The following is a 6554-nucleotide window of genomic DNA, read 5'->3' as shown; positions in this document are numbered from 1 at the left end:
AGGGCTTTGGGGCACTGCCTTTTGGCCCGATCAAGGTCAAAATGAGGGGTCCCCAAGTCAAATCGGCCACACCACGACGCAAATCGCCCGGTGACCCCGCTGGAAGCAGCAGCCACCCCGGTGACCACGCTGTAACCAGCAGCCACCGGGCGACCCACGCTGGAACCGGCAGACGGGAAACCCACCGCTGGAACCGGCGGCCGGGCGACCCATGCCGAAAAAGCACGCCCCCGCAAGGGTCCCCGATCGAGCAGAACCCCCCGATACACAAGGTACAAGGCACCACCGACAAAACCTGCGGCCCCAAAAACATCACCCAGGATCGAGCACCCGCGTCAGAAACCTCCGAGTCCTCTCCTCCACCGGATCCCCGATCACCTGCGCACTCGTCCCCTTCTCCACGATCACCCCACCGTCCAGGAACAACACCTGATCCGCCACCTGCGAAGCGAACCGGATCTCGTGGGTGACGATCACCGTCGTCCACCCCTCCGAGGCCAGGTCCTTGATCACCGCCAGCACCTCCCCCACCAACTCGGGGTCCAACGCCGACGTCGGCTCGTCGAACAACACCACCCGAGGCTTCAACGCCAACGCCCGCGCGATCCCCACCCGCTGCTGCTGCCCTCCGGACAGCTGGAACGGGTAGGCGTCGGCCCGATCCCCCAACCCCACCTGCTCCAACAACGCCGCCGCGGCCTCGACGGCTTCCTCACGAGGCCGCTTCTGCGCGACGACCGGCCCCTCGATCACGTTCTCCAGGACCGTCATGTGCGGGAACAGGTTGTGGGCCTGGAACACCATCCCGCTCTGCGCCCGCAGCCGCGCACTCTCCCGCCGCCCGGCCTTCCCCGAAGGCAGCCGCGCGAAGTCGATCTCGACGTCGTCGATCCCCACGACGCCGCTCTCGGGCGTCTCCAGCACGTTGAGCGACCGCAGCACGGTCGTCTTGCCCGAACCGGACGGTCCCAGCAGGACGGTGGACGTGCCCTTCGCCGCCTCGAAGTCGATGCCGCGCAGCACCTTCCGGTCGCCGAAGGACTTCTCCAGGCCGCGGACCCGGATGCGGGCTTGCTCGGTGTTCTGCTCAGTCATGTGGCCACATACCTGTCGAGTCGGGTCTCCAGTCGTTTCTGCGCGGCGGAGAGGCCGACGCAGATCACCCAGTAGTACAGCCCGGCGAAGGCGTACAGGGCGAGGAACTCGTTGCTCTCGGCGGCGGCGAGCTGCGATTCGCGGAACAGCTCCGTGAGCAGCACGACCGAGCCCAGCGAGGTGTCCTTCAACAGCGAGAGCAGGGTGTTGGACAGCGGCGGGACGGCGGTCCTCGCGGCCTGCGGCAGGACGATCCGGCGCAGCGTGTGCGAGTAGTCGAGCCCGATCGTCGCCGCGGCCTCGAACTGGCCCTTCGGCACCGCCAGGATCGCCGACCGGACGACCTCAGCGGCGTAGCCCGCCACGTTGAGGCTGAACGCGATCACGGCCGCGGTGAACGGCGGGAACTTCAGCCCGATCTGCGGCAGCCCGTAGAACACGATGAACAGCTGGAGCAGCAGCGGTGTGCCGCGGATGATCGAGATGAACGCCCGCGCCACGCCCGAGAGGGCCTTGGACGACGAGATGCGCGCGAGGGCGACGAGCAGGGCCAGCACGAGCCCGATCGCGAAGCTCAACGCCGTCAACGGGATCGTCACCTTCACCAGGCCGACGAACATCGGCCACGCGGTGGTGCGCAGGACGTCCCAGGTGCTGCGGTGGCCGCGCCCCTCGGACAGGTCCGCGCTGCCGCCGTCGGGCACGGACACGTCGGCCTTGAAGTACTTCCGCGAGATCCCGGCGAGGGTCCCGTCGGCCTTGAGCGCGGTGATGGCCTGGTTCGCCTGGTCGATCAGGGCGTTGTCGTCCTTGCGGAAGGCGAGGACCTGCTCGCTGCCCTCCTCCCCCGCGTTCGCGGCGATCTCGACGTCCTTCGAGCCGGTGCTGGCCAGGTAGTCGAGGACGGCGATGTTGTCGTTCACGATCGCGTCGACCCGGCCCTGCGCGAGCAGCGCCGCCGCCTGCGCGAACCCCTCGACGGCCTCCACGTTCGCCCCGGCGTCGCGCGCGACCTTCGCCCAGTTGCTCGTGCTCGACTGCGCGGTGGTCTTGCCCTTGAGGTCGGCCAACGACTTCACGCTGTCGTCGCCCACCCGCCGGACCACGACGCCGCGCGAGTAGGTGTAGGTGTCGGACAGGCCGTACTTCGCCTGCCGCTCGTCGTTGCGGGACACCTGGTTGGCGATGACGTCGATCCGCCGGGCGTCCAACGCCGGAAAGATCGCGTCCCACTGGGTCTCGACGAACTCGAGCTTCCACCCTGCCTTGGCCGCGATGGCCTTGACCACCTCGATGTCGTACCCGGTGAGTTGCTGCGTCCCCGGATCGTGGAACGAGAACGGCGGGTACGTCCCCTCGGTGCCGACCCGGACCACGGGCTGGCCCGAGTCCTGCGCGGGCGCGGCGCTCGCCTGCGACGGCGACGCGATCACCACCAGCAGGAACAGCACCACGCCCCTGAGCACATGTCGCATCAGCGACTTCCTCTCCCTCCGCGGCTCCCGGAGTCCGGTGCCGTGGACGGGACAGTAGTTCGATCGGGCGAACGCGGCTCGATGATCCACATCGCGGGACGGTCGCCGGGGATTTGCTTTCCCGCGGCTCGACTGATCCGGAGGCGGGCGCGAGTCCACGACGAAGTTGCGAGGAACCCTCGAATCGCGAGTCGATTAATTCGTTTCCGCTGGGCAATTCACCGGTTTGCCGGTCGTGTCATTTCTCGCGTGCACGCCGTGGAGCGGGACATACCACCCCGACCACCCACCGGACGGGGACGATCACTGCTCCGATCAGGTGTTCTCGGCGCGATGACCTGGCTATTCGCCTCGGATTGGCATTCGAGTGACGCCGTCTGTGCCCCGAACGTGTAATTGCACGGCCGTTGAGCCTTGCTATGTTCGTTCAGGCATCGACGACCTCAGGAATTCCCCGCCGGTGATTGGTGGTTCACTCCCTTGACCGCGATCGAATCCTCTCCCGATATCGCGCCGCCCCCGTCGAGCCTGGGGCGGGCGGCAGCCCGGAACCTGGCCACCACGACCAAGTCCGTCCCGCAGATGCAGGCCATCTCGTCCCGCTGGCTGCTGAGGCTGCTCGAGTGGAAGCAGGTCGAGGGCGGCGTCTACCGGGTGAACCGGCGGCTCAGCCACGCGGTCGGCGACGGGCGGGTGGCGTTCGAGAAGACCGGGGCCGTGGTGCGGGTGATCCCCGCGGAACTGGCGGAGCTGCCGCCGTTGCGCGGCTACGACGACGGCGAGGTGCTGTCGGAGCTGGCGCGGCGATGTGTGCAGCGGGAGTTCGGGCCGGGCGAGGTGCTCGTCGAGTTCGGGCACCCGGTCGACCAGGTGGTGCTGATCGCGCACGGCAAGGTCGCCAAGTCCGGGATCGGCGCGTACGGCGACACGACGGCGTTGGGCGTGGTGAAGGACGGCGACCACTTCGGGGCGCAGGCCCTGCGCTCCAATGACGGGATCTCGGAGTTCACCGCGACGGCGATCACCGCCGGGACCGTGTTGACGTTGTCCCGGCGGGACTTCGAGGAGGTGCTGGGGTACTCCGAGTCGCTGCGCGCGCAGCTCGACCGGACGGCCGAGGTCGGCGGCGCGGCGAACGCCGTGGGCGAGGCCGAGATCGACATCGCATCCGGGCACGCCGGGGAACCGTCGCTGCCGACCACGTTCGTGGACTACGAGGGTTCGCCGCGCGAGTACGAGCTGAGCGTGGCGCAGACCGTGCTGCGGGTGCACACGCGGGTCGCGGACCTCTACAACCAGCCGATGGACCAGGTCGAGCAGCAGTTGAGGCTGACCGTCGAGGCGCTGCGCGAGCGCCAGGAGTTCGAGATGGTCAACAGCCCGGACTTCGGCCTGCTGCACAACGTCGACTTCGCCCAGCGCGTCCCGACCCGGACCGGGCCGCCGACCCCGGACGACCTCGACGAGCTGCTGTCGCTGGTGCCCGAGAACCCCGGCTTCTTCCTGGCTCACCCGCGCACGATCGCGGCGTTCTACCGCGAGTGCAACCGGCTGGGCGTCTACCCGAACGACACCGGGCCCGACGGCCACGACCGGATCGCGTGGCGCGGGGTGCCGATCTACCCGTGCGGCAAGATCCCGGTCAGCCCCACCCGCACCAGCTCCGTGCTGCTGATGCGCACCGGCGAGGAGAACCGCGGCGTGATCGGGCTGCGGCCCGCCGAGTTGCCGGACGAGCACGAACCCGGCCTCAACGTCCGGTTCACCGGCGTCTCCGACCGGGCGATCGCGTCCTACCTGGTCAGCACCTACTACTCCGCGGCCGTCCTGGTGCCGGACGCGGTGGCCCTGCTGGAAGGCGCGGAAGTCAGCCGCGACAGCTAATTCCGGCCGCGACAGCCAGTCCCCCTAGGAAAGGAACCACTCCTGTGACCTCTGTTCGCACCGCTCCCGCCGAGGTTCTGCGCACCGCCTACCAGAAGTCCGTGGCGTCCTACTGGAACGCCGAGCAGGACCCGGTCAACCTGCGGCTGGGCGACGTCGACGGGCTGTACCACCACCACTACGGGATCGGCGAGGTCGACCTGTCCGTCCTGGAAGGACCGGAGGACACCCGCGAGGCGCGGATCATCGCGGAGATGCACCGGCTGGAGACGGCGCAGGCCGACGTGCTGCTCGACCACCTCGGGGACGTCAAGCCGACGGACCGGCTGCTGGACGCCGGGTGCGGGCGCGGCGGCTCGAGCATCATGGCGAACCAGCGGTTCGGCTGCTCGGTCGACGGGGTGTCGATCTCGCAGAAGCAGGTCGACTTCGCCAACCACCAGGCCGCGGTGCGCGGAGTGGACGACAAGGTGCGCTACCACTTCCGGAACATGCTGGACACCGGCTTCGAGACCGGGTCGCGGCGCGCGATCTGGAACAACGAGTCGACGATGTACGTGGACCTGCACGAACTGTTCGCGGAACACGCGCGGCAACTGGAGTTCGGCGGCCGGTACGTGACGATCACCGGGTGCTACAACGACGTGACCGGCGGCCGCTCGAAGGCCGTGGCGCAGATCGACCAGCACTACACGTGCAACATCCACCCGCGCAGCGCGTACTTCAAGGCGATGACGGCCAACGGGCTGGTGCCGATCTCGGTGGTCGACCTGACGGCGTTGACGATCCCGTACTGGGAGCTGCGGGCGAAGTCGTCGGTGGCGACGGGGATCGAGGAGCCGTTCCTGACGGCGTACCGCGAGGGCAGCTTCCACTACCTGCTGATCGCCGCTGATCGGATCTGACGGCGGTGCGGCAGATGATGTCGACGTTCACCGGGTTGGGGACGTCGGCTGGGCGGTTGGCGGGGCTCGGTTCTTCGGGGGCCCCGCCGGTGGTCGAGGACCCTGGGTACGTCTATCGGGAGTGGGGGGACGGGAGTGCGTCGCCGTTGTACTGCCCGGTGGCTGAGCGGGTGGATGACGCCTTGGGGGAGGTGGTGGATGGGCGGTTGATGTCTTGGGCTCAGGAGTGCGGGTTTTCCGAGTCCGAGGCTGAGCAGTTGGGGAAGGCCGGGTTCGGGCGGTTGGTGGTGTTGGCCCATCCGGATTGTGGTGATGTGGAACGGTTGTTGATCTCGGCTCGGTTGAACGCCGCTTGGTGGGCGGCGGATGATTTGTACGCTGACGATACGGCGTTGGGGGCGGTGCCGGAGGAGTTGCCTGGGCGGCTGGCGTTGGCGATGGCGGCTATGGATCCGTTGCCTCGGGTTGGGGAGTTCAGTTCTTCGTTGGACGCCGCTTTGTCGTCGGATCGGGTGTTGGTTGCTCTGCGGTCGGGGATGGAGCACCTGGAGAAGTGGGGTACGCCGCCGCAGGTGCAGCGGGTTTGTTATTCGACGTTTGCGATGTTTGTCAGCTGGAGTGCTTATGCGGCTTGGAGGCATTCGGGGAAGAGGCCGCCTGCTTGGGAGTACCTTGCGGCTCGGCAGCATGACAGTTTTTACACGTCTATGACGTTGGTGGATGTGTTGGGAGGGTATGAGGTCGATTCGAACGTATATTTTGATCCGCGGGTGCGGCGGGCGGCTGTTCAGGCTGGGACCGCTGCGGTGTTGGTGAACGATCTGTTCTCGGTGACCAAGGATCTTGCTGATGAGGATCCGCCTTGCAACATGGTGTTGCAGGTTGCCGCTGATCGGGGGTGTTCGGTGGAGGAGGCGGTGGAGGTGACCGTCTCGTTGCACAACTCGTTGGTTCGGGATTTTCAGGAGGGGTGTCGGGAGGTTGCCGCGGTGCCGTTGCCGCAGTTGCAGCGGTTCATGCGAGGACTGAAGGCTTGGATGGGGGGTGGGTTCGAGTGGCACTCCACTAGTCCTCGGTATCGGTGAGTGTTGTGCTGCTGAGGGGAACCCCCGGTTGCGCCAATTATCCCACCCTCTTTCGTCTTGTCAAGGCTGGAAAGACGCCTTGACAAGACGAAAGAGGGTGGGGGCGCAAA

5 protein-coding genes are annotated in these 6554 nt (G+C 67.4%); 3 read left to right on the top strand and 2 right to left on the bottom strand.

The window, feature by feature from the left end:
• Positions 1–312 precede the first annotated feature (312 nt).
• Together ACFWW9_RS45445 and ACFWW9_RS45440 are read right to left on the bottom strand one after the other, a co-directional pair.
• Positions 313–1095, bottom strand: coding sequence for an amino acid ABC transporter ATP-binding protein (locus tag ACFWW9_RS45445; protein WP_390389767.1), 783 nt, complete (start codon positions 1093–1095; stop codon positions 313–315).
• Positions 1092–2570, bottom strand: a complete 1479-nt coding sequence (locus tag ACFWW9_RS45440) for an ABC transporter substrate-binding protein/permease (protein ID WP_390389766.1) — start codon at positions 2568–2570, stop codon at positions 1092–1094. The genes ACFWW9_RS45445 and ACFWW9_RS45440 overlap by 4 nt, the downstream gene beginning before the upstream one ends.
• Positions 2571–3050: 480 nt before the next feature.
• On the opposite strand from ACFWW9_RS45440, the gene ACFWW9_RS45435 reads away from it, so the two are divergent.
• The 3 genes from ACFWW9_RS45435 to ACFWW9_RS45425 are packed head-to-tail and all read left to right on the top strand — an operon-like array spanning position 3051 to position 6444.
• Entirely contained in the window at positions 3051–4454 is a 1404-nt protein-coding gene (locus ACFWW9_RS45435) for a family 2B encapsulin nanocompartment shell protein (protein ID WP_390389765.1), read from the top strand.
• A 44-nt stretch (positions 4455–4498) separates the two neighbouring features.
• Positions 4499–5359, top strand: a complete 861-nt coding sequence (locus ACFWW9_RS45430) for a geranyl diphosphate 2-C-methyltransferase (protein WP_390389762.1) — start codon at positions 4499–4501, stop codon at positions 5357–5359.
• A 14-nt stretch (positions 5360–5373) separates the two neighbouring features.
• Positions 5374–6444, top strand: coding sequence for a family 2 encapsulin nanocompartment cargo protein terpene cyclase (locus ACFWW9_RS45425; RefSeq protein WP_390389760.1), 1071 nt, complete (start codon positions 5374–5376; stop codon positions 6442–6444).
• The last annotated feature ends 110 nt before the right edge of the window (positions 6445–6554 follow it).

Source organism: Umezawaea sp. NPDC059074 (assembly GCF_042738955.1).
GTDB lineage: Bacteria > Actinomycetota > Actinomycetes > Mycobacteriales > Pseudonocardiaceae > Umezawaea.
The sequence above is the reverse complement of the archived record's forward strand: the minus strand, read 5'-3'. Positions and strand labels throughout refer to the sequence as shown.

Coding starts and splice junctions, on each gene's coding strand:
- ACFWW9_RS45440 (WP_390389766.1), bottom strand. CDS start 2,570: ATGCGACATGTGCTCAGGGGCGTGGTGCTGTTCCTGCTGGTGGTGATC.
- ACFWW9_RS45425 (WP_390389760.1), top strand. CDS start 5,374: ATGATGTCGACGTTCACCGGGTTGGGGACGTCGGCTGGGCGGTTGGCG.
- ACFWW9_RS45445 (WP_390389767.1), bottom strand. CDS start 1,095: ATGACTGAGCAGAACACCGAGCAAGCCCGCATCCGGGTCCGCGGCCTG.